The sequence below is a fragment of the Amycolatopsis acidicola genome (assembly GCF_007713735.2).
GTDB classification, from domain to species: Bacteria; Actinomycetota; Actinomycetes; order Mycobacteriales; family Pseudonocardiaceae; genus Amycolatopsis_E; species Amycolatopsis_E acidicola.
The window spans coordinates 42,789-68,148 of sequence record NZ_VMNW02000039.1 but is presented as its reverse complement, the minus strand read 5'-3'; the positions used below and the strand labels follow the sequence as shown (position 1 = coordinate 68,148).

The following is a 25,360-nucleotide window of genomic DNA, read 5'->3' as shown; positions in this document are numbered from 1 at the left end:
GGCGGGGGAATGCGGCCGATCCTGCCAAACTGGTTGCCTTCCGGCAAGCAATCGGAGCTATCCTGCCGTGACTGTTGACCGCGACGGCGGGGCCGGGTTACAGTCCAGATTGTTCACCAATTTTGTCCACAAAACGGCGGCGCAGTTCGGCGCGCGAGAACGGAACTTTCAGCCCATGAGCGAGGATGTGTCGGAGTTCGACTGGGACGGCCTGAGCGACTCCGAGTGGAACAAGCGGCTCGACGAGTTCATCGACCGGTTCAACGACGAGCGTGGCGTGGTCAAGAATCCGCCGCCCGTGCACGAGATCATGACCAACGAGTACGAGCGTGGCCTCAACAACAAGCTCGTCACCGAGGACCTGATCCGGCACTACGCCGACGCCATCGGTGACCCCAACCCGATCTGGCGCGACCCCGCCTACGCCGGTTCCACGCGCTGGGGCGGCTTCATCGCCCCGCCCACCTTCGAATCGTGCATCTCCTTCGGCTCGTCCTTCGGCGGGCGGCTGCGGGTCCCGGGTGTCGCCCGGCTCGCCGCGGGCAACAAGCACGACTACTTCAAGCCGATCCGGCCCGGCGACGAGTTCCACGTCTACGACAAGTACCTCGGCTTCGAGGAAAAAGAGGTCACCGGCAAGCCGTACCGCATGTTCATCGAGAGCGTGCCGCGCTACTTCGTGAACCAGCGCGACGAGATCGCGGCCGTCGCCACCGGCCGCAACATCTACATGGCCACCCCGCCCGGCAAGCGCGGCAAGAAGCGCGAAGGCGGGATGTACGCGGGCAAGGAGCGCCGCCCGCTCGGCCAGGAGGCGCTGGACGCGATCCACGCGGACTTCGACGCGCAGCTGGCCGGCGCGCACCGCCGCGGCGCGGAGACCCGCTACTGGGAAGACGTGGTGGTGGGCCAGGAACTCCAGCCTGTCGCCAAGGGCGTCTACGACGTGTGCGACGCGTGCGCGCGCACCGTGGTGAGCACCTACACCTACGCGTTCGCGATCAAGTGGGCCGCCATGCGCGAACATCTGCACCACCACCCGGTCGACCCGGAGACCGGTGAGCACCGCTTCCGCCGCGACTGGCACTACGACGACCACGCCGCGCAGCTGTTCGGCTCGCCGTACGCCAACGTCGGCGGCATCCACAACGAGATGATGCTCGTGCACGCCGTCACCGACTGGATGGGCGACGACGGGTTCGTGCGCTCGATGGACTCCCAGGACCGCCGGATGAACTTCCTCGGCGACGCCACCTGGGTCAAGGGCCGCGTGGCACGCAAGTACGTCGAGGACGGCGAGCACCTGGTGGGCCTGGACGTGTGGGCGGAGAACCAGGACGGCGTCGTGCACACCAAGGCGGGCGTGGTCGTCAAGCTCGTGTCGAAGGCGGAATGACGTGGGGTTCGAGACGATCGGGCTGGAGGCCGAGGACGGCATCGCCGTGCTGACGCTGAACCGGCCCCGGGTGCGCAACGCCATCGACGGGGCGATGCGCGCGGAACTGCGCGAAGCGGTCGACCGGATCGAGGCGGACACGGCGATCCGTGGCGTCGTCCTCACCGGCTCGGGAACGGCTTTCTGCTCCGGCGGCGACATCCGCGGGATGCGCGAACGCATGGAGCAGGGCGCCAAGGCCGGTGAGCTGGGCTGGCGCCGCCAGCGCGAGTTCCACCACACGCTGGCCAAACTGTTCCACCTCGACCGGCCCACCGTCGCCGCGGTGAACGGCCCGGCGTTCGGCCTCGGCCTCGATCTCGCGCTGACGTGCGACTTCGTGTTCGCGGCCGAATCCGCGGTGCTGGCGGCGAGTTTCGTGCGCCGCGGCCTCGTGCCGGACGGCGGCGGGCTGTTCCACCTGCCGCGCCGGGTCGGTGTGGTCAAGGCGAAGGAGCTGATCTTCTCGGGCCGCGCGGTCGACGCGAAGGAAGCAGTCCACATCGGACTCGCCGACCGTGTGCTGCCCGAAACCGAACTGCGCGGGGAGGCGGTGTCTTTCCTGCGAGAGCTGGCGAAGCAGCCAGGCCTGGCGCAGGGGCTCGCCAAGGACATCCTCAACCGCAGCCTCGAACTGGGCTACGACGAGGTCAACACGCTGGGCACGCAGGCACAGGCGATCTGCTACGGCAGCCCGGACCACCAGGAGTCGGTCCGCGCGTTCCTCGCCGCCCGCGAGAAGTGAAAGGGGGAGACACCATGCCGGCAGGTCCCATGAGCCACCTCAAGGTGGTGGACGCGTCGAGCTTCGTCGCGGGCCCGTACTGCGCGAAACTGCTCGCCGACTTCGGTGCCGACGTCGTCAAGGTCGAGCCGCCGCAGGGCGACGAGGCGAGGCGCCGCGAGCCCTTCCTCGGTGACGTCCCGGATCCCGAGCGTTCCGGGCTGTTCCTGTACCTCAACACCAACAAACGCGGGATCACCCTCGACCTGGAAAGCGCGACGGGGCGGGAGATCTTCAAGCGCCTGGCCGCCGAGGCCGACGTGCTGATCGACGACCGCGGCCCGGCCGAAGCCGAGCGGCTCGGGATCGACTACGAGTCGCTGAAGAAGCTCAACCCCGGCCTCATCGTCACCTCGGTGACGCCGTTCGGCCGCACCGGCCCGTACCGCGAGTACAAGGCCCGCCACCTCAACACCTTCCACTCCAGCGGCCAGGGCTACCTGCTGCCGATGAACTCGCCCGACCGCGAGCGGGAACCGGTGAAGGGCGCGGGGTTCCTGGCCGAGTACGACGCCGGGATCACCGCCGCGATCGCGACGCTGGCCGCCGTTTTCTGGCGTGGCGCTGGCGGTTCCGGGCAGCACGTGGACGTGTCGAAGCAGCATTCCGCCATGCACCTGGAAAAATCGCAGCTGCGCCGGTACATCGACAACGGCGAGAGCCCGGACCGCACCGGCATGGGCCGGTTGCTGGAAACGCTCGTGAAGGCCAAGGACGGGCTGTACGTCGTGATCATCCTGTCCTCGGAGATCCAGTGGAAGGGTTTGTTCGAGGCGATGGGGCGCCCGCAGTGGGGCGCCGAGGAGCCCTACAACACCCAGGCCGGGCGGTCGGCGAACTACGAAGGGCTGCGCGCACGGCTGCAGGAATGGGCCGACGGGCTCACCGCGGACGAGATCTTCCACAAGATCCAGGGCTGCAAGAGCGCCTGCGCGCCGGTGTACACGGCCGAGGAGTTCGTGAACTCGCCGCAGATCGCGGCCAGGGATTTCCTTGTCCCACTGGACCATCCGGTCGCCGGGAAGCTGTCGTACCCGGGCCGGGCGTACCAGTTCTCGAACGAACCGTGGCGCGGTGAACGGGCCGCGCCGTTGCTGGGCCAGCACAACGAGGAGGTGCTCGGCGAGCGCCTCGGGCATTCGCCGTCGGAACTGGTGAAACTGCGGGAAGCGGGGGTCATCTGATGGGCACGCGGGACAGGGGCGCGCTTTCCGGCGTCCGGATCGCCGACTTCGGCTGGGTGCTGGCCGGGCCGTACGCGACGATGCTGCTGTCGTACCTCGGCGCGGAGGTCATCAAGATCGAGAGCAGGCGCCGCCCGGACGAGCAGCGCATCGCGCACCGCGCCGGGTTCAGCGAGGACCTCGAAGCGTCCTCGAACTTCCTGGAGGTCAACCTCAACAAGCGCAGCGTGTCGCTCAACATCGCCACCGAGGAGGGCGCCGCGCTCGCCCGCCGGATCGTCGCGCAGAGCGACGTCGTGGTGGAGAACATGCGGCCGGGCGTGATGGACCGGCTCGGGCTGGGCTACCAGGAGCTGGTGAAGGTCAAACCGGACATCATCATGGCGTCCATTTCGGGCTGGGGCTCGACGGGCCCGCTTCGCCAGTACACGGCGTACGCGCCCTGCTTCGCCTCCTTCGGCGGGCTCGCCAACCTGACCGGCTACGCCGACGGCGAACCCAACACCAGCACCAGCGCGATGGATGCGCGCTCGGGTACCGCGGCGGCGTTCGCGGTGATGATGGCGCTGACGATCCGGCAGCGCACCGGGCAGGGCCAGTACATCGACATGTCCTCGTGCGAGGCGCTCAACTCGCTGATCGGCGAGAACGTGCTGGAGTACGTGATGAACGGCCGCTCGCCGATGCGGCAGGGCAACGCCGACGCGATCATGGCCCCGCACAACTGCTACCGCGCCGCGGGCGAGGACAAGTGGATCAGCATCGCGGTGGGCACCGATGCCGAATGGGACGGCCTGCGCGCGGCGATGGGCGACCCGGAGTGGGCGCGCGACGAGGCGTTCGCGAGCACCTACAGCCGCTGGCAGCACCGCGACCGGCTCGACCCGCTGCTGCAGCAGTGGACGGAGCGGCACGCGCCCGGGGAACTGACGGAACTGCTGCAGGCGCACGGAGTTCCGGCGTTCCCGTCCTACAGCGCGGAGGAGTTGTTCGCCGACCCGCACCTGCGCGCGCGGGACAGCATCACCGAGGTCAAGCACCCCGTGCTCGGCGAGCGGCTCGCCGTCAGCCCGCCGTGGCGGCTCTCGGAAACCCCGGCCGCGATCACCAAAACCGCGCCGCTGCTGGGCGAAGACAACCAATACGTGCTGTGCGATCTGCTCGGGCTGTCCGAGGACGAAGTCGCCCGCCTCGCGGAGCAAAAAGTCGTTTACTGAAAGGAAGCCAGATGGACTACGACGTGGTGGTCGTCGGCGGGGGGCTCGCCGGCCTGACCGCGAGCCTGTACACCGCGCGCCATGGGCTGCGCACCGTGCTGGTCGAGCAGATGATGCCGGGCGGGCAGGTGCTCAACACCGAGCGCATCGAGACGTTCCCCGGTTTCCCGGACGGCATCTCCGGCTTCGAGCTGGGCCCGACGGTGCAGACCCAGGTGGAGAACGCCGGGGCCGAGGTCGAAATGGCGACCGTCGCCGGGCTGACGCGCGACGGGGACCGGTTCACCGTGCGCGGCGAGGGCGGCGAGGAGTTCCGCGGCCGCGCGGTCGTGATCGCCAACGGCTCGTCGCGGCGTCTGCTCGGCGTGCCGGGGGAGAGCGAGTTCCTCGGCCGCGGCGTCGGGCAGTGTGCTTCGTGCGACGGGCATTTCTTCGCCGGCAAGCGCGTGGTCGTGGTCGGTGGCGGTGACTCGGCGCTGGAGGAGTCCGCCGTGCTGCTGGAGCAGGGCGTGGCACAGATCCTGCTGGTGCACCGGGGAAAGAGCTTCCGCGCGCAGAAGTCCATTGTGGACAAGATCGGTTCGCTCGGCGCGATCAAGCCGCTGTTCGAGACCGAGCTCACCGAGGTACGCGGCGAGGGCACCGTCAACGAGGTGGTGCTGCGCCAGGGCGACACCACGCGCACGGAGGCCGTCGACGGGGTGTTCCCGTTCGTCGGGCTCGACCCGAACAGCGCCTGGGCGCGGGACGTGGTGGACGTCGACCCCGGCGGCCACGTCGTGACCGACATCTGGCTGCGCACCTCCGTCCCCGGCGTCTTCGCCGCGGGGGACATCCGGCAGAACTCGGCCGCCCAGCTCGCTTCGGCGGCGGGCGACGGGGCCACCGCCGCCGTGGCCGTGGTCCGCTACCTGGACGAACAGTGAAATCCACCTTAGATTGATGCCCGGTCCGAACTGGTGAAAGGGATTGCGACGTGGCTGCCCAACCGACCGAACTGCGCGAGCCGGAGGCCGCGGCCCCGGCCGCACGGCCGCGGATCTCCGTACGGGGACTGACCAAGACGTACCACACCCGCCGGGGTGAGGTGGCCGCGCTGCGGGGCGTCTCGATGGACGTGGCCGAGGGCGAGATCATGGTCCTGCTCGGGCCCAGCGGCTGCGGCAAGACCACGCTGCTGCGCTGCGTCGCCGGGCTGGAGCACCCGGACTCGGGCGAGATCGTCGTCAACGACCGCACCGCGTTCTCCTCCGCCGAACGGGTGTCGCTGCCGCCGGAGCGCCGCGACCTGAGCATGGTGTTCCAGTCCTACGCGCTGTGGCCGCACATGACGGTCTTCGACAACGTCGCGTACCCGTTGCGCACCACCAAGGTCGCCAAGGCCGAGGTCCGCGAGCGCGTGCACGGCGTGCTCGACACGGTGGGCCTGGAGAAGTACGCCGCGAGCTATCCCGGTCAGCTTTCCGGCGGGCAGCAGCAGCGGGTGGCGCTCGCGCGGGCGCTGGTGACCAACCAGGGCGTGATCCTCTTCGACGAGCCACTGTCCAATTTGGACGCGAAGGTGCGCGAACGGCTCCGCGACGAGCTGCTCGGCCTGCAGCGGGACATCGGGTTCACCGCGCTCTACGTCACCCACGACCAGACGGAGGCCACCGGGCTTGGCGACCGGATCGCGGTGATGGAGGTGGGCAGCGTGGCCCAGCTGGGCAGCCCCACGGACATCTACTACACGCCGAGTTCGCGCTACGTCGCCGACTTCGTGGGCAGCGCCAACGAGCTGCACGGGTCGGTCAAGGAGCTGACCGGCGGGCACGTGCTGGTGGAGACGCCGGTCGGCCCGCTGCTGGGCTCCACCACCGCGACGCTGACGCCGGGGCAGCCGGTGCGGGTGCTGTTCCGGCCCGAGCACTGCCGCGTCACCGCCGGCCCCGAGGGGCAAAACCGGCTCCAGTGCCGGGTCGAGCGGTCGATGTTCCTCGGCTCGCACGTGGAATATCTGCTCAGCGCGGCGGGCGAGCGGCTGGTGCTCAAGACGATGGAGCGCGAGATCCTGGCGCCCGGCAGTGAGGTGGGGGTGTGCCTGGATCCCGCGATGGCGAGGGTCTTCCCCGCCGAGTGAGCCCGGTTGTTCTACAATCGTGGCGAACAACTTCGTCCGCGCGTAGGAAGGGGCGAGCAGGACATGCGCCCGGGGAGCACTGAACGCCCATGACCGAGCAGGTGGTCCCTTCCCTGCCCCGCGCCGGGGCCAAGGCGCCGTCGCGTGAGGCGGCCAAGCTCGAACAGGCCTACCAGCGCCTGAAGAAGGACATCATCGGCGGCGTCTACAGCCCGAACGAGCGGCTGGTCGAGGCGCAGGTGACGGAGAAGCTCGGCATCAGCCGCAACACGCTCCGCACGGTGATGGCCAGGCTCGAACACGAGGGCCTGGTCGTGCTCGAGCCCAACCGGGGCGGGCGGGTGCGTTCCTTTACCCTCGACGAGGCGCATGACATCCTGCGCGTCCGTGAGGCGCTGGAGGGCCTGGTCGCGGGCCTGGCGGCTACGCGGGCGACGGACGAGCAGCGCGAGCGCCTGCGTGCCGACCTCGCCGAGACCGACGACGCGCTCAAGGCCGACGACGTGGTCCGCTACACCCTGTCCAACCGCCAGTTCCACGCCGACGTGATCGAGGCGGCGGGCAGCCCGATGGCCGCGTCGCTGCTGGAATCCCTCAACTTCCCGCTGGTGAAGTTCCAGTTCCAGGCGGTGCTCGTGCCGGGACGGAAAGCCGAGTCCCTTGCCGAGCACCACGAGCTGCTCGAGGCGATCGACAAGGGCGACGCCGAGAAGGCCGAGCAGCTGGCCCGTAAGCACATCCGGCAGGTGCGCTCCACGCTGGAGCGCGCCGAGGAGATAGCCGCCGCCACGCGTTAGCCGCGCGGGGACCGTGCTGGCGTTCTCCGCCGGTACGACAGAACGGTTCCCGCGATGTTCCTTTACGCAGGCACTTTTCCGAGGGCGTATCACGCCGACACCACGGATGTGGCTTTCGGCGTGTACGGGTTCCGGGTCGCCGCCGATGCGCTTGTCCCGGTGGGCCTGGCCGAAACGCCGCGCGCGGGCTGGGTGGCCGCGCATCCGGGCGGGCGCTTTCTCTACGTGGCCAACGAAATCCCGGACGGCGGAGTAAGCGCTTTCGCCGTCGATCCGGACACCGGCGCGCTCCGGCCGCTCAACAGCCGGCCGACGGCGGCGACCCCGTGCCACTGCACCGTGGACGCCACCGGGCGCTATCTGCTCGTGTCCACTTTCCACGGTGGCACCGTGCACCTGTTCCCGCTCGGCGCGGACGGCCGGATCGGCCCGGTGCTCGACAGCCGTCAGCACGAGGGCGCCAGCGTGCACCCGCGCAGGCAGCGAAGTCCGCATCCGCATTCGGTCACGCTCGACCCGGAGAACCGGTTCGCGCTCGTCCCCGATCTGGGCACGGATCGCGTTGTCGTCTACGAGCTGGGGCACGACAAGCTCGTGCCCGCCGGTGAGGTGCGCGTCGCCCCGGGCTCGGGGCCGCGTCATCTCGCCTTCGATCCGGGTGGCGAGTTCGTCTACCTGGTCAACGAGATGGCGGCGACGGTGACGGCATTCGGTTACCACGCGGGGAACCTGCGCGAACTCCAGACGGTGGACCTGCTACCGGAGGGGCTCACCGGGCACCGGTCGGCCGCGGCGATCGCCGTCCACGGCCGGTTCCTGTACGCCACAACGCGAAGCCACGGCACCAGCGGCCCGCCGCCGGAACCCGGGCTGGACAGCGTCGTGTGGTTCGAAATCGACCGCGGGCGGTTGATGTTCCGCGGCAGGAAGCCCAGCGGCGGCGCGATCCCGCGCAGCGCCGTGCTTCGCGGTGAGCGGCTTTACGTGGCACACCAGGGCAGCGGAACGATCGTGACCTTCCGGCTCGAAGCCGGGGAGCCCGTTCCCGCCGGGGTCACCGAGACGCCTGTCCCGGTGTGCCTTCAGATCATCGAGTGAGGAGATTTCCCTTGGGACACATCGAAGAACGGATCGCCGAGTTCCTCGTGACGACCCCGGCAGCCGAGGTGCCGGAGGCCGCGGTGCGGGCCGCGCACCGGTCGTCGTTCGACTGCGTGGGCTGCATCCTGGCCGCCGCCGCGCAACCGTCGGCGCAGCGGATCATCCGGTACGCCGAGGCCGAAGGCGCCACCGGGAACGCCGCCATCCTCGGCACCGGACTGACCACGAGCCCCGGCGTCGCCGCCCTGGCGAACGGCACGCTCGCGCACTGGCTGGACTACGACGACGGCCGAACCGCGTGCGGGCACGCGGCGAGCGTGCTTTTCCCCGCGACGCTGGCGATCGCCCAGTCCTACGGCGTCGGCGGGCAGGACCTGCTCGTCGCCTACGCCCTCGGCCTCGAGGTGGTCAACCACATCTCCGACGCGTGCCGCTACGAGGAGAAGGTCTCCGGCTTCCACCGCACGGCCCTGTTCGGCATTCTCGGCGCCACCGCGGCCGCCGCCCGGCTGGCCGGCCTGGACCAGCAGCAGACGATCATGGCGCTCGGGACGGCCGGCTCGATGCCGAGCGGTCTGGTGCGAAACTTCGGCTCTCACACCAAACCGCTGCACGCCGGGATGGCCGCGCGCGGAGCGGTCACGGCCGTGCAGCTCGCCGCGGACGGCTGGACCGGCAGCGCCGACATCCTCGGCGGACAGCTCGGCTGGGCCGATTCCTACATCGGCGACTACGACTACGCCAGCATGGCGAAGGAGCTGGGCACCCGCTGGCTGACCGCCGAAACCCCGCCGCTGATCAAGGAATACCCGTGCTGCGGGGCGAGCCATGGGCCGTTGGACGCGTTGTTCACGCTGATGCGCGAGCACGGTTTCACCGCCGCCGATGTGGCGGAGGTGGAAGTGGGCGCGCCGCACGATTCGATGGTGATGATGTACCGCGAACCCGCGTCGGGGTTCCAGGGGAAGTTCAGCCTGCTGTACTCGGTCGCGACGGCGCTCGTCGACGGGAAGCTCGACGTGGACAGCTTTTCCGACGCCAGGCTGGCCCGGCCCGAATACGCCGAAGCCGCGGCGAAGGTCCGGATCAGCCTGACGTCCGGCTGGGACGACGACGGTGTGCGCAACGACCACGCGCGCGTCAAACCGGGCGACACGCTGCCGGTGGTGGTGCGGCTGAAGGACGGCCGTCGCCTGGAGCGCGCGTCCCAGCGCATCGCCGGTCTTCGTACGCCCGAGGCGGTCGAGGGGAAGTTCCGCGCCAACGCGGCCAGGGTCCTGCCGGCCGCGCAGGTCGAGGAAGCGTTGGCGGAGTGGGGAAAGCTGGCCGATCTCGACGCGGCGGTGCGCACGGTGGTGCCCCGCTGAACGACGGAGCCCCTGGCGGAAACTCCGCCAGGGGCTCGTCTGTTCAGGCCGTCGCCCACACGGGAGCCGCGCTCCCATACGGTTCGCCGGGGCGTTCCCAGAAGAACGGCGCGTCCGGCATGTCGATCGGCGCTTTCAGCCGCCGTACCGGGCCGTGGATCGTGGTGTACACGCGGTCGTCGAACGGGCCATCGAGCGGTTTGTCGATCTTCGGCTCGTCGGGTGCTTCGGTCCGGCCGAGCAGCAAAGCGTTCCCCGCCAAGGAAAGCCGGGAGCGCGAGCCCTGCCCGGTCTCCAGCCGCCGCGTCAGGCCGCGGATCGCCGCCGCCGCGTCGAGGTGGCCGACGATGTGGTCGACGATCACGTGCTGCACGATCCCCGGTTCGGTCGGCACGCTCGCGTTCCCGCGGCGCATGCTTTCCAGCAGCAGCCCGGAACTCACGAACACGGTCGAGTCGAACCCGCGCCGCGCGGCCCACGGGCCGGTCCAGCCGTAGGCGTTGTGCGTGACCTCGACCAACCCCGGGCGCGTCCGCTCGCGCACCGCCTCGCCGAGGCCGAGCCCGTCGAACACACCTGGCCGGAAGCCGTGCACGAACACGTCGGCGTCCGCCAGCAGCGCCAGGAACTGCTCGCGCCCCTGTTCGCTGGCGAGGTCGATATGCGTGCAGCGCTTACCGAGCGTCAGCTCCGTGGCGTCGCGGTTGCCCCATTCCTCGTACCCGGCGGGATCCACCCGCAGCACCTCGGCGCCGAACCCGGCGAGCAGCCGGGTGGCCATCGGCCCGGCGACGGCGCGCGTGCAGTCGAGCACCCGGATCCCGGCCAGCGGGCGCCCCGGCGTCGGCCGCCAGCGTCCGTCGCCGGTGCCCAGGAGTTCCACGTCCACCAGCGGTTCCGCGGCGACGGCCTGACCGGCGGGATGCGCCGCCCACTCCGCCATCGTGCGACTCGCCGCCGCCGCGCCGCCGCCTTCGAGCAGCGCGAGTTCGAGGTCGTCCGCCTTGTGCGCCCTGATCTCCTCGGCGATGGCATCGCGATCGGCCGGGGTGCCGAGCACGGCCAGCATCCGTTGCTGCAGGCGGAGATTCGCGTCCGTCAGCCGGAGCCACCGGTCGTCGGCCGTGCGGTACTCGCCGCCGAGCCGGAACGGCTGGGGCACCTTCTCCCGCGGCACGATCGGCCGCATCAGGTCCCGCGCCCACCCCGACGCCAGCACCCTGTCGACGTGCACCGACGTCGGCACGCCCGCGCCCGCGGCCAGCAGCTCCGCGATCGCCGTCCCCGCCGTCGCGAGAGTCGCCGCCAGCAGATCGGTGTAGGCGAAGTAGCCGGCCAGCGTGCGCTCACCGGAAAACGTGACCGCGTCAGCGAAAGCGGGGTCGACGCCGACGCCCGCCACCAGCTCCTTGACCAGCTTCGTGCTCAGCTCGCTCATCGGGCCTGCACCCACATCTCGCCGCCGTCCAGGGAAAGCGACGCGCTCGTGATCGCGCCCGAACGCGGCGAGCACAGGAAAGCGCACGCCCAGGCCAGCTCGTCGGGCCGGGGCTGACGGCGCAGCGGCAGCCGCGACAGCCGCCGCGCGGTGTGGTCGTCGGTGACCTCGGGGTGGGTCTTCGGATCCCGTTCCGTGGCCACGAAACCGGGGTAGATCTCGTTGACCGTGATGCCGAACTCGCCCAGCCCCGAAGCCAGCGACCGGGTCAGCGTGCGCAGGCCGCCCTTCGCCACCGAATGCGGGATCCGCTCCCAGCCGCCGCGCACGCCGTCGTTGCCGTTGATGTGGATGATGCGCCCCCACCCGGCCTCGCGCATGCCCGGCACGAACGCCTTCGCGAGGTACCAGGCGGAGGACAGCTGCTGGTTGAGGTAGTAGTGCCAGTCCTCGTCGTCGATCTCGAAGAACGTCTTGTACAGCCGGGTGGCGGCGTTGGACACGTACATGTCCACGCGGCCGAACTTCTCCTCGGCGCGCACCTTGATCTCGTCGATCGTGGACCGCTCGCTCGCGTCGCCCATGACCACGAGCGTGCCCGCGCCGAGCCGCCGCGCCTCCTCCTCGACGGCCGCCGCTTCGTCCTTGTTGCTGCGCGCGTTGATCACGACGTTGGCGCCGCGGCGGGCGAATTCGAGGATGATGGCGCGCCCGATGTTCCGGCCCGACCCGGTCACCAAGATGGTTCTACCGGTGAAATCGAGTTCCTCCGACATTGCACCTCTTTCTTTGCGGGGACGGCATTACATGGCCAGTAGCGAGATCAGCTCCTTCTGGGTCTGCTTCGCGCGCTGGTAGTCGGGGCGCTCGTACTTCGCGGGCAGCGGCGGCGCGCCGGGTGCGTCGACGGGGGAGGAGGCGACCTTGTTGAGCGCCTGCTGGCCTTCGGTGATCATGCAGTAGTTCGCGAACAGCTTGGCGGCGTTGGGATGCGGGCCCTTGGCCGACATGTAGACCGCGACCTCCGCGCCCGAGATCGGCGCGTTGCCCGGCAAGAGCGTCTTCACCGGCGCGCCCTGGTTGGACAGGCTCGCCGCCGTGGTCGCCGAGCACGGGTAATACAGCGCGCCGGAGCCCGCGGCCAGCTGCTGCACCGACGAGGGGCCGCTGTCGAACAGCCGCAGCTGCTGGGTGCCGATCTTGCGCAGGAAGTCGTCGCCGTAGGCCTGCCGCAGGATGTCCCAGGCGGGGAAGGCCACGATGCCCACCTGCTTCAGGTCGACGGTGACGATCTTGCCCTGCCACTTCGGGTCGGTCAGCATGCTCCAGTCGGTGATCGCGCTCTCTTTGACCAGGTCGGTGTTGATGCCCAGGGTGTACGGGTTGATCGAGACGATGGCGTAGTTGTCGCTGAGGAACTTCGCCGGCCACTGCGCCGCCGCGGGCGCGCCGTTGATCTTCGAGACCCAGCCCTTCGCGGCGAAGTCGTCGGCGATCGTCGGGTCGCCGGACAGCACGGCGTCGCAGGCGAAGGTGTTGGCCTGCGCCTCGGCGGTGTAGCGCTGCTGCAGCTGGGCCGAGTTGAGCCGCTGCACCTGGAGCAGGACGCCGTAGCGGTCCTGGAATCCCTTGGTCAGCGCGTCCACAACGGACTGTTCGCTCGAGGTGTAGACGACGACCTGCCCCTCCTTCTTCGCCGCGTCGAGCAGGCTCTTCTCGGGGGCGCTCAGCGCGCTTTCCGGCGTGGTCGCCTTCCCGGCGGCGGAGCAGGCGGCCAGCAGCGCCGCGGCCGCCCCGCCCAATCCCAGTCCGAGCGCCCTGCGCCGGGAGATGATCGAGACGTCGTTGTGCTCGTTCCTGGTCACCGACAGTTCTCCTTTGACTTTCAGTGGGGACAACGAAAACGGAGGTTCAGCGGGTGGCCCGCGCGAAGCGGCGGTTGCTCACCCGCAGCATGACCAGCACCGCGATCGACGCGATCAGCCAGATGATGATCGCGAAGGCGGTCATCCGCGGGAAGTTCCCCTGGGTCCACATGTCCAGCAGCACGCTGCCGACGACGGGGTTGGACACCCCGGACAGCAGCGAGGACACGGTCACTTCGCCGAGCACGTGGATGAACACCAGCACCCAGCCCGCGGCGAGGCCGGGGAACACCAGCGGCAGCAGGATCTTCCGCAGCGTGCGCCGTTCGGAAGCGCCGAAGATCCGGGACGCCTCACCGAGTTCGTTCCCGACCACGCCGACCGCGGCGCTGGCCGCGTTGGCGGCGTAGGGAATTTCCATCGTGAGGTACGCCAGCATCAGGATGAACACCGTGCCGTACAGGTTGAACGGCGCACCGCCGAACGCGAGGATGAAGCTCACGCCGATGAGGCTGTGTGGCACGGTCGCGGGCAGCGTCGTCACGGTGTCGACGAGGCGCTGGCGCCGGCTGTCGCCGTGCTGGTGCTTGGCTTTCTTCCCGCCCTTGCGGTGCCCGCCGGTCCCCTTGCGCTGGTGGGCGTTGAGCATGAGGAACCCGGCGATGAGCATCGCGAGGCTGGCCACCACCGCGGCCAGGATCAGGCTGTTGCCCAGCGCGGCGAACGCGGAGAGATCGCTCAGCACGTCCTGGAAGTTCGCCGTCGTCAGATGCGACCACGGGACGTTGGCGGTCCAGAACGGGGAGAACGAGACGATGAGCAGGCCGAGGATGGGCAGCACGAGCGCGACGAGGATGTAGAGCACCACCACCGCGCGCGCCACGATGCGCAGCTTTCCCAGCCGCAGCGGGGCGGCGCGCACGCCGCGGCCGTTGATGGTGGCCTGGCGGGCGGACGGGATGAGGTAGCGCTGCACGAGCGTCAGCCCGAGGATCACCACGAGCATGCCCGCCGCCAGCAGCAGCGCCGCGTCCGGCTGGGACGGATAGTTGGTGAGGTAGCGCCAGATCCGCACGGACACCACTTCGATACGCGCGTTGGTGCCGATGATGACGGGCACCGTGAACAGCCCGATGCCGTTGATCACCGCCAGCAGCCAGCCCCGCGCGAGTGCCGGGGCGATCGCGGGCAGTGTCACGCGCAGCGCCGTCCGGAGTGGCTTGGCGCCGCTGATCCGCGACGCTTCTTCGATGGCGGGGTCGAGGTTCTTCAACGCGGCGGAAACCACGAGGTAGACGATCGGCACCAGGTGCAGTCCGGTGATCACGATCAGCCCGCCCATCGAGTAGAGGTCGATGGGGCCTTCGTCGAGGTGGATGCCGATGAAACCGAGGAGGTCGCGCAGCACGCCGTTCGCGAGGCCGACGCGCGGGTCGAGCAGCACGACCCAGCCGAGCACGCCGGTGATGCCCGGCAGCAGCAGCGGGGCCACCGGCATGAACCCGCCGAGGCCGCGGAAACTGCCGTCGGTGCGTTCGTTGATCCAGGCCAGCGTCGCGCCGCCGAGCAGCGCCAGCAGGCTGCCGCCGCCGACCATGAGCGCCGTGTTGCCCAGCACCGGGAGGATCGAGGAGTCGAGGCCCTCGGCGGGGTTTCCCGCGCTGCCATCGGTGAAGATGCCGATGACCGATCTCGCGATCGGGTAGATCACGAGACACGCGATGAGGGCGAGGAGCACTTTCGCGAGCGTGTCGAGGGAGCCTGGCCGCGACCGGGTGGGGCGGGCAGGTGGCTGTTCGGGTGCGGCCGTGCGCTGCATGGTTTTCACGTCGATGTGTACTCCGGGTCGAGGGGGAGGGCCCGCACCGCCTGGCGCGTCGAGAAGGGGCGGCCCTGAGGCCGCAATATCGTTCACCAATCCTGTTTACAATTTGGCGTAGCGTCACGGTAATCAGCGCGGTCTGGGATGTCAACAGCGGTCCGGGCCTGGTCAGGAAGCTGCTTGTTCACCAGGTGCCCCGGTGGTCGGTGACCCGGAAGAGCAGGGGCAGTGTGCTCACGACCAGCACCGCGAAGGCCACGAACACCAATCCGAGGGTCTTGCCGGGGTCTCCACTGCGTTCGGAAACGGCCGTCGCGACCGAAACGGCCGTGATGCTGCCGGCCTGCCGGAAGGTCCCGCGCAGCCCGGTGATCTCCGCGATCTGGTCCGGCGCGAGGTATATCGCCGCGTTGTTCGACGCCGGTCCCGCCACGCCCATCCCGAGCCCGGCGATCGCGGCGGTGATCGCCAGCCACAGCGTCGGCGGCAGCGACGTGGGGATCGCCATGAGTGCCAGCCCGGTCGCGATGAGCAGCGAACCGCCCAACATCGGCAGCCGGTATCCGGTGCGACGCAGGGCGAACGTCGTCGCGCCGGAGAGGAGGATGATCCCGATCGCGCGGGCGGTCAGCAGCGTGCCCGCCTCCAGTGGCGGGATCGAGTAGCGGCGCTCCGCGTAGAGGGGGACGAGGGTGGCGAGCCCCATCGTTGTGCACCCGTAGAGGAAGTTGAGCACGTTCATCGCGCCGAACCCCGAGCCGGTGAGCAGCGCCGGGGAGATCACCGGGTTCTCGTGCCGGCGCAGGTGGCCCCGCAGGACGAACGCGCACGCGGCGGCCGCCGCGAGGCAGGGGAGCACGATCGCCACCTCGCCCGAGTCGCCGAGTTCGGTGATGCCGATCATCGCGGTCAGGATCAGGCCGCTCAGCAGGAAAACGCCCGCGAAGTCGGTCGTGCCCGCCGTGCGCACCGAGCTCGTGCGCGGCATCTGGGCGGCCGCCGCGGCAAGGATTCCGAGCCCGATCGGCACGTTGACGAGGAAGATCCCGCGCCACGACCACGCGTGCACCAGCAGCCCGCCCAGTACCGGTCCGATCAGCGCGCCGATCGGGACGATGCTCGAGAACAGGCCCAGCGCGCGGTCCCGGTTCTCCCCGAAGGCAGCGGAGATGATCACCGCGCCGGCCGGCAGCACCACGCCGCCGCCGAGAGCCTGCACGAACCGCATCGCGATCAGCAGCTGGACGTTCGGCGCGAGCCCGCAGCACGCCGACGCGAGGGTGAACACCGTGACCGAGACCAGGAAAACCCGTTTGGCCGAGAGCCGGTCGGTGAGCCTGCCGACCATCGGCTTGGCCAGCACCTGGCCGAGCGAGTAGACGGTGATCGTCCAGACCGCCCAGCCGAGCGCGGTGCCGAGGTCCGACTGGATCGCCGGCAGCGCCGTGGAGACGATCGTCTGGTCCACCGACATCATCAGATGCGCCAGGCAGACGATCAGGAAGATGACGTTCCGGTTGGCGGCTTTCGCGCGGGGCAGGGTTCCGTCGGTCACCCGCGGGAAGCGTAATTAGTTTTCTGTCGGCAAGCAATGTTCGCTGATTTGCTTGCCGATCGGCATGTATCGGCTCTATGGTTGCCCGCATGAGCACCGACGCCGCCCCGCGGCTGACCCGGTTCGCCCACGGCGGCGGCTGCGCGTGCAAGATCCCGCCCGGCGAGCTGGAGCAGCTGGTCGCCGGGCTGGCCGGTGCCGCGCCGTCCGGCTCGCGGCACGAACTGCTCGTCGGGCTGGAGCACGGCGACGACGCGGCGGCCGTCCGGCTGGACGGGGGCACCGCGGTGATCCTGACGTCCGACTTCTTCACCCCGGTGGTCGACGATCCCTACGACTGGGGCCGGATCGCGGCGGCGAACGCGCTGTCGGACGTGTACGCGATGGGCGGGATCCCGCTCGTGGCGATCAACCTCCTCGGCTGGCCGCGCGACGTGCTGCCGATGGAGCTGGCCACCGAAGTGCTGCGGGGCGGCCTGGACATCGCGCGGCAGGCGGAATGCCACCTCGCCGGCGGGCACAGCATCGACGACCCCGAGCCGAAGTACGGCCTCGCGGTCACCGGGACCGCGCCGGAGCGGGACCTGCTCCGGATCGAGGCCGGGCGCCCGGGTTTGCCGCTCTCGCTGACGAAACCGCTCGGCGTCGGCGTGCTCAACAACCGGCACAAGGCCACCGGGGAACGGTTCGCGCAGGCGATCGACGTGATGACGACACTCAACCGCGACGCTTCGCGGGCGGCGGTGGCGGCCGGGATCCGGTGTGCCACCGACGTCACGGGTTTCGGTTTACTGGGCCACGCTTACAAACTCGCCCGTGCGAGCGGCGTGACGGTGCGGATCGACCCGGCCGCGGTCCCGTATGTCGAGGGTGCGCGCGAGGCCGTGCGCGACGGGTTCGTCAGCGGAGGCACCACTCGTAACCTGAAGTGGGTGACCGATCACGTCGAGTGGTGTAGCGTGGCCGAAGAACAGCGCTTGCTGCTGGCTGACGCTCAGACGTCCGGCGGGCTGCTCGTCGCCGGTGAGGTTCCCGGCGCCCGGATTATTGGTGAACTCCTTCCTCCCGGCACGAACGCGCTCGTCGTCGGCTGACCGAAAAGGACTGTCGTGACCTACGAAAAAGATCTCGCCCGCATCGTCGAGGACATCGTCGCCCCGCGGGCGGCGAGCGTGGACGCCGACGGGGCGTTTCCCCTTGCCGCCGTGGAAGAACTGGCTTCGGCGGGCATTCTCGGGCTGACCGTGCCAGCCCAGTACGGCGGTGGCGGGCTCGGCCTCGCCGCGGGTGCCGATGTCGTGCGCACGCTGTCGCAGGCGTGCAGTTCCACGGCCATGGTCGTCACGATGCATTACGCCGCAACGGCGGCGCTCGCCGCCGCGGGCCGTGAGGACGCGTTGCGGGAGATCGCGGAAGGGCGGCATCTGAGCACGCTCGCGTTCTCGGAAACCGGTTCACGGAGCCATTTCTGGGCCCCGCTGAGCACCGCGGCCGCCGAGGGGGACGAAGTGGTGCTCAGTGCCGCGAAGAGCTGGGTCACCTCGGCGCACCATGCCGACAGCTACGTGTGGTCCTCGCGGCCGCTCGCGGCGGAAGGCCCGATGTCGCTGTGGTTCGTACGCAAGGGCACGGCGGGGCTCGGCTCGCCCGCTTCGTTCGACGGTTTGGGCTTGCGGGGCAACGATTCCTCACCGGTGACCGGCGAGGGCGTCCGCGTCGCCCGCAAGGATTTGCTCGGCGAGGACGGCACGGGGCTCGATACCGCGCTGACGGCGGTGCTGCCGTGGTTCCTGCTGCTGAACGCCTCCGCCGGGGTCGGGCTGATGGAGTCGGTCACCGCCGCCACGGTCGAGCACCTCACGGCCACGCGGCTGCGGCATCTCGACCAGTCGCTGGCGCAGCAGCTGCCCTCGCGCGCGAAAGTCGCCCGGATGCGCATCGAGACCGACCGCACCCGCGCACTCGTGGAGGACACGGTGGCCGCGGTCGAAGCGGGCAGGCCGGACGCGCAATTGCTGGTGCTGGAAGTGAAAGCGGCCGCGGACGAGGCGGCCGCACTGGTCACCGACACCGCGATGACGGTGTGCGGCGGCGCGGCGTTCCGCAAGGAACTGCCGATCGAGCGCCGCTTCCGGGATTCCCGCGCGGCGCGCGTGATGGCCCCGACCACCGACGCGCTGCTGGACTTCGTCGGCCGCGCCCTGTGCGGCCTGCCGCTGCTGGACGCGTGATCATGAGCGAGCTGGTACTGGGCGCCGTCGCCTACGATCCGAAGGTCGTCACGATCTGGGAGGGGTTCCGCCGCTGGCTGCGGGAACGTGGCTGCGAGTTCGACTTCGTGCTGTATTCGAACTACGAGCGGCTGGCCGAAGAGCTCGTGGCGGGGCGGATGGATGTCGCCTGGAACTCCCCGCTGGCGTGGGTCCGCTCCCGCCGGCTGGCCGCCGCTGCTGGGAAAGAGGTCCGGGCGGTCGCGATGCGGGATACGGACCGTGACCTCACCACGGCCATCGTGGTCCGCGCGGATTCCGGGATCGAGACGCTCGCCGGCGTGAGCACGATCGCGACCGGCGCGGTCGACTCTCCACAAGCGACACTCCTGCCGTTGTCGTTGCTGCGTTCGGCTGGCGTGGAGGCGAAGGTGCGGCGGTTCGACGTCGGCGTCGGGCTGCACGGCGATCACATCGGCGGCGAGCGTGACGCGATGATCGCGCTGCGGGACGGGCTGGTGGACGCGGCGTGCGTCTCGGACACGAACCTCCTGCTGTTCAGCCAGGAAGGCACGATCGCGGCCGGGTCGACGAGGGTGCTCGCGCACACCGAGCCATACGACCACTGCGTGCTGACCACCGCGCCCGGAGCCGACGCGGACCAGCTCACGGAGTTGTTGCTGGGCATGTCCTATTCGGATCCCGTGGCCCGTCCGCTGCTGGATCTGGAGGGCCTCACCCGCTGGCTGCCCGGCCGCACCAGCCTGCACGCCGGGCTGGAGAAGGCGGTCGACGAAGCCGGTTTCTACGACGCACAAGGGAACATCCGTGCCCGCGACTACCGACCTTGAGTCTCTCGGCCTGGATTCCGGCGGCCACCTGCTCGTCGAACGTGCGCTGGCGGGGTTGCGTCCCGGCGAACGGCTGACGGTCACCGGGACGCATCCGGAGCTGGCGCTGCACCTGCGGGCGTGGTGCCGGGCGCGCGGGCATGTGTTCGACGGGCAGTCCACGATCACCAAGGGGGACAAGGAAGAACAACGCTGGGCCGGTGCGAAACGGGCCGGCAGCGCGGCGGCCGCGAGTACCCTCGCGGACCGCAGCTGGGGCCTGGCCGCGCGCGGCGCGCTGGTGGAGGAGGGCGGTCCGGCGCTCGACGTCACCTGGGTGGACCGGGATCTGGTGTGGGCGGACATCGCGCCCCAGCTCTATGCCCGCGCCGCGGCCACGCAATGGGATCCGGCGACAGCGGTCGAGTGGACGGCGCCCGCCGAGGTGCCGCCCGAGATCGAGGACGCGGTCGTGCAGATCATGACCTACCTCGTGGAGAACGAGCACGCCGCGCTGATGATCCCGGCGCGGATGCTCGGCAGCCTGCACCCGCATTTCCGTGAGGTGATGCAACTCCTGGCGTCGCAGGTCGCCGACGAAGCCCGGCATGTCGAGATCTTCACCCGCCGTGCCCTGCTGCACCGGGACGAGCTGGGCGTGTCGGGCGCCGGCGGGCGAGCGTCGTTGCAGAGCCTGCTCGACGAGCCCGATTTCACGCTGGCCTCGTTCCTGCTGTCGGTGCTCGGCGAAGGCACCTTCGTCGATCTGCTGAGCTTCCTCAACGAACATGCCCCCGACCCCGTGACGGCGGCCGTCACGAAGCTCGCAGGCCGGGACGAAGCGCGGCACGTCGCTTTCGGCACCGCCCACACCGGGCACATCGTCCGCAGCGACCCCGCGTTCCTCGGCCGCCTCCGCGCCGCCGTCGAACGGCGTCACGAGGCCCTGCGCGATACGGCCGGCCTGAACCAGGAGGTCTACGACTCGCTGGTCCTCCTGGCGGCGGGTTCGTGGGACCCGGCGTCGATCCGCCGCGGCTGGGACGCGGTCCAAAACCTCCAGCACAGAATGGACGACGGCCGCCGGCGCCGCCTGTCGTACATCGGCTTCCCCGACGACGAGGCGGCCGAGCTGTCGGCCCTGCACACCAGGAACTTCATGTGAGCACGCTCCAGCACCCGAGGATTTTCCGGTGAGCGCCCAGAATTCCCGCCGCCACGCACCTCGCACCAACGCCCCTTGCACCGACGCCGCGCCCGCTGATTCGCGTCGCCGCGCCGCGTGCCCCGACGCCGTGCCCGCTGATTCGCGTCGCCGCGCCGCGTGCCCCGACGCCGTGCCCGCTGATTCGCGTCGCCGCGCCGCGTGCCCCGACGCCGTGCCCGCTGATTCGCGTCGCCGCGCCGCGTGCCCCGACGCCGTGCCCGCTGATTCGCGTCGCCGCGCCGCGTGCCCCGACGCCGTGCCCGCTGATTCGCGTCGCCGCGCCGCGTGCCCCGACGCCGTGCCCGCTGATTCGCGTCGCCGCGCCGCGTGCCCCGACGCCGTGCCCGCTGATTCGCGTCGCCGCGCCGCGTGCCCCGACGCTGTGCTCGCCGATCCGCGCCTCGCCACCGCGCGGGCCACCCTCGCGCCGGGGATGGCGTGGGCCGCCCTCGCACCCGAGGCCGCGCAGGCCACCCGCGCCCCGGCGATCGCCAATCGGGCCGCGCAGGCGCCGCACGAGTCAGCCCGCTCGGGGCGGGTCGAGGTTCCGGATGCGGCCGCGTTCCCCACCCCACACGCGAGGATTCTCCTGTGAGCGCCCAAAATCCCCGCCGCCACGCACCTCGCACCGACACCCCGCGCACCGACGCCGTGCCCGCCGATTCCCGTCGCCACGCACCTCGCACCGACGCCCCGCGCGCCGACGCCGCGCCCACCGACTCCCGTCGCCGTGTCCCTCGCACCGACGCGGTGCTCGCCGATCCATGCCTCGCCACCGCGCGGGCCACCCTCGCGCCGGAGATCGTCAAGCAGGCGGTGCAGCGGGCGCTCGCGTCGGTCCGCTCGGGTGAGATCGAGCCCCCGGACGTCATCGAAACAGTCCTGGAAGCGCTTCCTCTCGACGGCTGCTCACTCCGGCCGGTGCTCAACGCGACGGGCGTCGTGCTGCACACGAACCTCGGCCGGGCTCCGCTTTCTCCCACCGCGGTGCGCGCGCTGACCACCGCCGCCGGGTATGTCGATGTCGAGTTCGACGTCCGGACCGGCGCCCGTGCCCGGCGCGGCCGCGGCGCGCTGGACGCGCTGCTCGCGAGAGTCCCGCGCGCGGAGGACGCACTGGTGCTCAACAACGGCGCAGCCGCGCTGGCGCTCGCGGCCACGGCTTTGGCTGTGGACAAGGAGATTCTCGTCAGCCGCGGCGAGCTGGTCGAGATCGGCGACGGCTTCCGGCTGCCCGAACTCCTGGAGTCCACCGGCGCGAAGCTGCGCGAGGTCGGCACCACGAACCGCACCCACCTCGCCGACTACCGGGACGCGATCGGGCCGCAGACGGCGTTCGTGCTGAAGATCCATCCATCGAACTTCGTCGTGCGCGGGTTCACCTCGGAGGTGTCCGTGCGCGAACTGTCGGGGCTCGGGGTGCCGGTGATCGCTGACATCGGCTCGGGCCTGCTCGCCCCCGAACCGGCGCTGCCCGCGGAGCCGGACGCCGCCACCTGGCTCGCGCAAGGAGCGGATCTGGTGACGGCCAGCGGGGACAAGCTGCTCGGCGGCCCGCAGGCCGGGCTCGTCCTCGGGCGGGCCGAGCTGATCCACACACTGCGCCGGCACCCGCTGGCCCGCGCGCTCCGCGTCGACAAACTGGTTCTCGCCGCCCTCGAAGCCACCCTCGCCGAACGGTCGACCCCCACGGCGGACAGAATCCGCGCCGATCCCGAGAAGCTGCGCCGCCGCGCGGAAGCGCTTGCGGATTCCTTGGTGCAGGCCGGATTGCGTTGTGCCGTCGTGGAAAGCGCGGGTTTGGTCGGTGGCGGGGGAGCACCCGAGCTGACCTTGCCCGGCTGGGCGGTGGAACTGCCCGAACGGTTCGCCGTCGCGCTGAGGCTGGGCGATCCGTGCGTGGTCGCGCGCGTCGACGAAAGCCGGTGCCTGCTCGATCTCCGCTGCGTGCCGGAGGATCAGGACGGCGCTCTGGCCACGGCGGTGCGCGCATGTATGTGATCGCGACGGCGGGTCACGTCGACCACGGCAAATCCACGCTGATCTCCGCACTCACCGGCATGGAGCCCGACAGGTGGGCCGAGGAACAGCGGCGCGGCATGACCATCGACCTCGGCTACGCGTGGACAGAGCTGGACGGCGACACGGTCGCGTTCGTCGACGTGCCCGGGCACCGGAAATTCCTGTCCAACACCCTCGCCGGGATGGGGCCCGTGCCCGCCGTCCTGCTCGTCGTCGCCTCCGACGAGGGGTGGGGCAGGCAAACGGCCGAACACGTCGCAGCACTCGACGCGCTCGGAGTCCGGCACGGGGTGCTCGCGTTGACGCGCAGCGATCTCGGTTTCCCGGAACTCGCGGAATCCGAGGCGCGCGACCACCTCGCGGGCACGAGCCTCGCCGGGATCGAGGCGGTCGCGGTCAGCGCCGTGACCGGTGACGGAATTCCCGAACTGCGGACAGCCCTGCGGCGGCTCACCAGCGCGCTGCCCTCGCCACCGGAGCAGCCGACGCGCCTGTGGGTGGACCGCTCGTTCAGCGTGCGCGGCGCGGGCACGATCGTCACCGGCACTCTGGCCACCGGCACGCTCCGCGTCGGCGATGACGTGGAGGTTGTTCCGTCCGGGCAGCGCGTGCAGGTGCGGGGCATCGAAACGTTGAAAACCTCGGTGGGGCAAGCGAATGCGGTCGCACGTGTGGCGCTCAACCTGCGCGGCGTCAAGCCTGCGGAGGTACCGCGCGGATCGGCTCTCGTCGCGCCGGGCCAGTGGGCGGTCGCGTCGACGATCGACGTGCGCCTCTCGGTCGATCGCGTGCCCGAGCAGGCTTTGCTGCACCTGGGCTCGGCCGCCGTCCCGGTGCGGGTCCGGCCGCTCGTGCCCGGCATCGCCCGCCTGTCGCTGGCGAAAGCCGTGCCGGTGCGGACAGGGGAGCGCGCCCTGCTGCGCGATCCCGGCCGCGAGGGCATCGCCGCCGGAGTGCGTGTGCTCGACCCATACCCGCCCGCGCTCGAACGTCGCCGTGGAGCGGCGCGGCGACGCGGCGAGCGGCTCGCCGAGCTGGCCGGGCAAGGCCCGGAAGCGGAGGTGCGGCTGCGCGGCGCCATCCGGCGCGACGATCTGCTCCGGGCCGGAGTGGCCGCGCCGGAGGAAACCATCGACGGATGGCTCGTCGACCCGGACGTCTGGCAAGACTGGCGCGCGAAGCTCACCGAACTCGCCGACCGCTGGGCGGCGGACAACCCGATGCGGCCGGGCATCCCGCCCGCGGAAGCGATCCGGCAGCTCGGTCTCCCCGATCGCGTTGTGCTCGAAGCGCTCGTGCGCGCGGACGACGGCCTGGTGCTCGATGGGGATGGCGTGCACCGGCCCGACGTGCGCGCCGTGCTTCCGCCGGACGGGCGCCGCGCCGTGGACCAGTTGCTGGAACGCTTGTCCGCAAACGCTTTCGACGTGCCCGAGCCCGCCGAACTCGCCGCCGCCGCCTATCTTGACGTGGCGGTGAAACAAGGCGAACTGGTGCGCCTGCCCGGCGCGGTTTACCTGCGCCCGGAAGGGCTGGAGCACGCCGCGAGTCTGCTCGCGGCGCTAGGCCGCCCCTTCACCGCGAGCGAAGCACGCCAAGCGCTGGGCACCACGCGGCGCATCGCCCTGCCGGTGCTGGAGGAACTCGACCGCCGCGGCCTCACCCGCCGCGAGACCAAGGACCTGCGCTCCATGCCCGGCGGTGACTGACCGCCGTACCCGGAACACTCAACACAAAAGAAAGTGGCGGAGGTGAACGGGAATCGAACCCGCCAGGCCGAGATGCTCGGCCTCGTCGGTTTTGAAGACCGCGGCGCCCACCAGGACGCGGACACCTCCCTCGGTTCCCGAGGATAGCCCACCCGCCGCACCGTGGTCCACAGAGGACTTGGAGGTATGACGTGACGGAGCCTACAATCTGCCTGCCAGCAAGCAAAATGGAGGAGAGCGGCGACCAGGTGGACGAAGAGACCATGACGCGGCTGCGGCAGGCGGTCAGCCGGATAGCGCGTCAGCTGAACAACACGGCCACCGACGAGGGGCTCACCCCTTCGCAGGCCACGATCCTCGGTGTCATCGCGCGGCGCGGCCCGATCAACCTGACCGAGCTGGCCGAACTCGAGGGCCTCAACCCGACGATGCTCTCCCGCATGATCAGCAAACTCGACAGCGAAGGCCTGATCAGCCGCACCCGGGCCCCGGAGGATCTGCGCAGCGCGGCGGTGAAGGTGACCAAACGCGGCCGCACGCTGGAGGCCAAGGTCCGTGCGGGGCGGGCGAAAGTGGTGGCCCGAGCGCTGGACGGGCTCGGCGAGAAACAGCAGCAGTCGTTGACGAAAGCCCTGCCCGCGCTGGAAGAACTGGTCGATCAGCTGAGGGAGACCCAGGCCGGCACCAAACGCTGAGCG

Annotated in this window: 22 protein-coding genes and 1 tRNA gene; 17 read left to right on the top strand and 6 right to left on the bottom strand. The window is 70.5% G+C overall.

Annotation, left to right across the window (positions count from 1 at the left end):
* Nucleotides 1–175 precede the first annotated feature (175 nt).
* The 9 genes from FPZ12_RS24490 to FPZ12_RS24450 all read left to right on the top strand — a co-directional run bounded on the left by FPZ12_RS24490 (nucleotide 176) and on the right by FPZ12_RS24450 (nucleotide 10,004).
* Nucleotides 176–1,396, top strand: coding sequence for an FAS1-like dehydratase domain-containing protein (locus FPZ12_RS24490; RefSeq protein ID WP_166462887.1), 1,221 nt, complete (start codon nucleotides 176–178; stop codon nucleotides 1,394–1,396).
* A gap of 1 nt (nucleotide 1,397) precedes the next feature.
* Nucleotides 1,398–2,180 carry an enoyl-CoA hydratase/isomerase family protein gene (locus tag FPZ12_RS24485; protein WP_144757748.1) on the top strand — a complete coding sequence of 261 codons (783 nt, stop codon included), beginning with the start codon at nucleotides 1,398–1,400 and terminating at the stop codon, nucleotides 2,178–2,180.
* A gap of 14 nt (nucleotides 2,181–2,194) precedes the next feature.
* Complete coding sequence (locus tag FPZ12_RS24480) at nucleotides 2,195–3,403, top strand: CaiB/BaiF CoA transferase family protein (protein ID WP_144757747.1); 1,209 nt, start codon at nucleotides 2,195–2,197, stop codon at nucleotides 3,401–3,403.
* Nucleotides 3,403–4,620 (top strand): CaiB/BaiF CoA transferase family protein, encoded by a 1,218-nt coding sequence (locus tag FPZ12_RS24475; RefSeq protein ID WP_144757746.1) that lies wholly within the window; start codon nucleotides 3,403–3,405, stop codon nucleotides 4,618–4,620. The genes FPZ12_RS24480 and FPZ12_RS24475 overlap by 1 nt, the downstream gene beginning before the upstream one ends.
* A gap of 11 nt (nucleotides 4,621–4,631) precedes the next feature.
* Nucleotides 4,632–5,546: an NAD(P)/FAD-dependent oxidoreductase gene (locus FPZ12_RS24470; protein WP_144757745.1), complete on the top strand. Its 915-nt coding sequence runs from the start codon at nucleotides 4,632–4,634 to the stop codon at nucleotides 5,544–5,546.
* A gap of 50 nt (nucleotides 5,547–5,596) precedes the next feature.
* Entirely contained in the window at nucleotides 5,597–6,739 is a 1,143-nt protein-coding gene (locus FPZ12_RS24465; RefSeq protein ID WP_144757744.1) for an ABC transporter ATP-binding protein, read from the top strand.
* An 89-nt stretch (nucleotides 6,740–6,828) separates the two neighbouring features.
* Nucleotides 6,829–7,536, top strand: a complete 708-nt coding sequence (locus FPZ12_RS24460; protein ID WP_144757743.1) for a GntR family transcriptional regulator — start codon at nucleotides 6,829–6,831, stop codon at nucleotides 7,534–7,536.
* 54 nt (nucleotides 7,537–7,590) lie between these two features.
* A complete protein-coding gene (locus FPZ12_RS24455; protein ID WP_144757742.1) occupies nucleotides 7,591–8,634 on the top strand; it encodes a lactonase family protein in 1,044 nt (347 codons plus the stop codon).
* Nucleotides 8,635–8,645: 11 nt separating this feature from the next.
* Nucleotides 8,646–10,004, top strand: coding sequence for an MmgE/PrpD family protein (locus FPZ12_RS24450; protein ID WP_166462886.1), 1,359 nt, complete (start codon nucleotides 8,646–8,648; stop codon nucleotides 10,002–10,004).
* A 43-nt stretch (nucleotides 10,005–10,047) separates the two neighbouring features.
* Here FPZ12_RS24450 and FPZ12_RS46910 read toward each other — a convergent pair whose 3' ends face one another.
* The 5 genes from FPZ12_RS46910 to FPZ12_RS24425 all read right to left on the bottom strand — a co-directional run bounded on the left by FPZ12_RS46910 (nucleotide 10,048) and on the right by FPZ12_RS24425 (nucleotide 16,684).
* Nucleotides 10,048–11,442 (bottom strand): CoA transferase, encoded by a 1,395-nt coding sequence (locus tag FPZ12_RS46910; protein ID WP_144757740.1) that lies wholly within the window; start codon nucleotides 11,440–11,442, stop codon nucleotides 10,048–10,050.
* Nucleotides 11,439–12,218, bottom strand: a complete 780-nt coding sequence (locus FPZ12_RS24440; protein ID WP_144757739.1) for an SDR family NAD(P)-dependent oxidoreductase — start codon at nucleotides 12,216–12,218, stop codon at nucleotides 11,439–11,441. Before FPZ12_RS24440 ends, FPZ12_RS46910 begins: the two co-directional genes overlap by 4 nt.
* Before the next feature lie 27 nt (nucleotides 12,219–12,245).
* Nucleotides 12,246–13,307 (bottom strand): ABC transporter substrate-binding protein, encoded by a 1,062-nt coding sequence (locus tag FPZ12_RS24435; RefSeq protein ID WP_166462885.1) that lies wholly within the window; start codon nucleotides 13,305–13,307, stop codon nucleotides 12,246–12,248.
* Between the two features lie 46 nt (nucleotides 13,308–13,353).
* Nucleotides 13,354–15,045 (bottom strand): ABC transporter permease, encoded by a 1,692-nt coding sequence (locus FPZ12_RS24430; RefSeq protein ID WP_166462884.1) that lies wholly within the window; start codon nucleotides 15,043–15,045, stop codon nucleotides 13,354–13,356.
* Nucleotides 15,046–15,313: 268 nt separating this feature from the next.
* A complete protein-coding gene (locus FPZ12_RS24425) occupies nucleotides 15,314–16,684 on the bottom strand; it encodes an MFS transporter (protein WP_208025981.1) in 1,371 nt (456 codons plus the stop codon).
* 89 nt (nucleotides 16,685–16,773) lie between these two features.
* Here FPZ12_RS24425 and selD point away from each other — a divergent pair, with 89 nt between their 5' ends.
* The 7 genes from selD to selB all read left to right on the top strand — a co-directional run bounded on the left by selD (nucleotide 16,774) and on the right by selB (nucleotide 24,662).
* Nucleotides 16,774–17,778 (top strand): selenide, water dikinase SelD, encoded by a 1,005-nt coding sequence (gene selD / locus FPZ12_RS24420; RefSeq protein WP_144749056.1) that lies wholly within the window; start codon nucleotides 16,774–16,776, stop codon nucleotides 17,776–17,778.
* A gap of 15 nt (nucleotides 17,779–17,793) precedes the next feature.
* A complete protein-coding gene (locus tag FPZ12_RS24415; protein ID WP_144749055.1) occupies nucleotides 17,794–18,915 on the top strand; it encodes an acyl-CoA dehydrogenase family protein in 1,122 nt (373 codons plus the stop codon).
* Between the two features lie 2 nt (nucleotides 18,916–18,917).
* Nucleotides 18,918–19,745, top strand: a complete 828-nt coding sequence (locus FPZ12_RS24410; RefSeq protein WP_144749054.1) for a phosphate/phosphite/phosphonate ABC transporter substrate-binding protein — start codon at nucleotides 18,918–18,920, stop codon at nucleotides 19,743–19,745.
* Nucleotides 19,723–20,889: a ferritin-like domain-containing protein gene (locus FPZ12_RS24405; protein ID WP_144749053.1), complete on the top strand. Its 1,167-nt coding sequence runs from the start codon at nucleotides 19,723–19,725 to the stop codon at nucleotides 20,887–20,889. The genes FPZ12_RS24410 and FPZ12_RS24405 overlap by 23 nt, the downstream gene beginning before the upstream one ends.
* Before the next feature lie 382 nt (nucleotides 20,890–21,271).
* Nucleotides 21,272–21,526, top strand: coding sequence for a hypothetical protein (locus FPZ12_RS24400; RefSeq protein WP_144749052.1), 255 nt, complete (start codon nucleotides 21,272–21,274; stop codon nucleotides 21,524–21,526).
* A gap of 155 nt (nucleotides 21,527–21,681) precedes the next feature.
* Nucleotides 21,682–22,932: an L-seryl-tRNA(Sec) selenium transferase gene (selA, locus tag FPZ12_RS24395; protein WP_243770003.1), complete on the top strand. Its 1,251-nt coding sequence runs from the start codon at nucleotides 21,682–21,684 to the stop codon at nucleotides 22,930–22,932.
* Nucleotides 22,923–24,662 carry a selenocysteine-specific translation elongation factor gene (gene selB / locus FPZ12_RS24390; RefSeq protein WP_144749050.1) on the top strand — a complete coding sequence of 580 codons (1,740 nt, stop codon included), beginning with the start codon at nucleotides 22,923–22,925 and terminating at the stop codon, nucleotides 24,660–24,662. The genes selA and selB overlap by 10 nt, the downstream gene beginning before the upstream one ends.
* A 34-nt stretch (nucleotides 24,663–24,696) precedes the next feature.
* Here selB and FPZ12_RS24385 read toward each other — a convergent pair.
* Nucleotides 24,697–24,791, bottom strand: a tRNA-Sec gene (locus FPZ12_RS24385).
* A gap of 62 nt (nucleotides 24,792–24,853) precedes the next feature.
* Here FPZ12_RS24385 and FPZ12_RS24380 point away from each other — a divergent pair.
* Nucleotides 24,854–25,357 (top strand): MarR family winged helix-turn-helix transcriptional regulator, encoded by a 504-nt coding sequence (locus FPZ12_RS24380; protein ID WP_144749049.1) that lies wholly within the window; start codon nucleotides 24,854–24,856, stop codon nucleotides 25,355–25,357.
* Nucleotides 25,358–25,360: the final 3 nt, after the last annotated feature.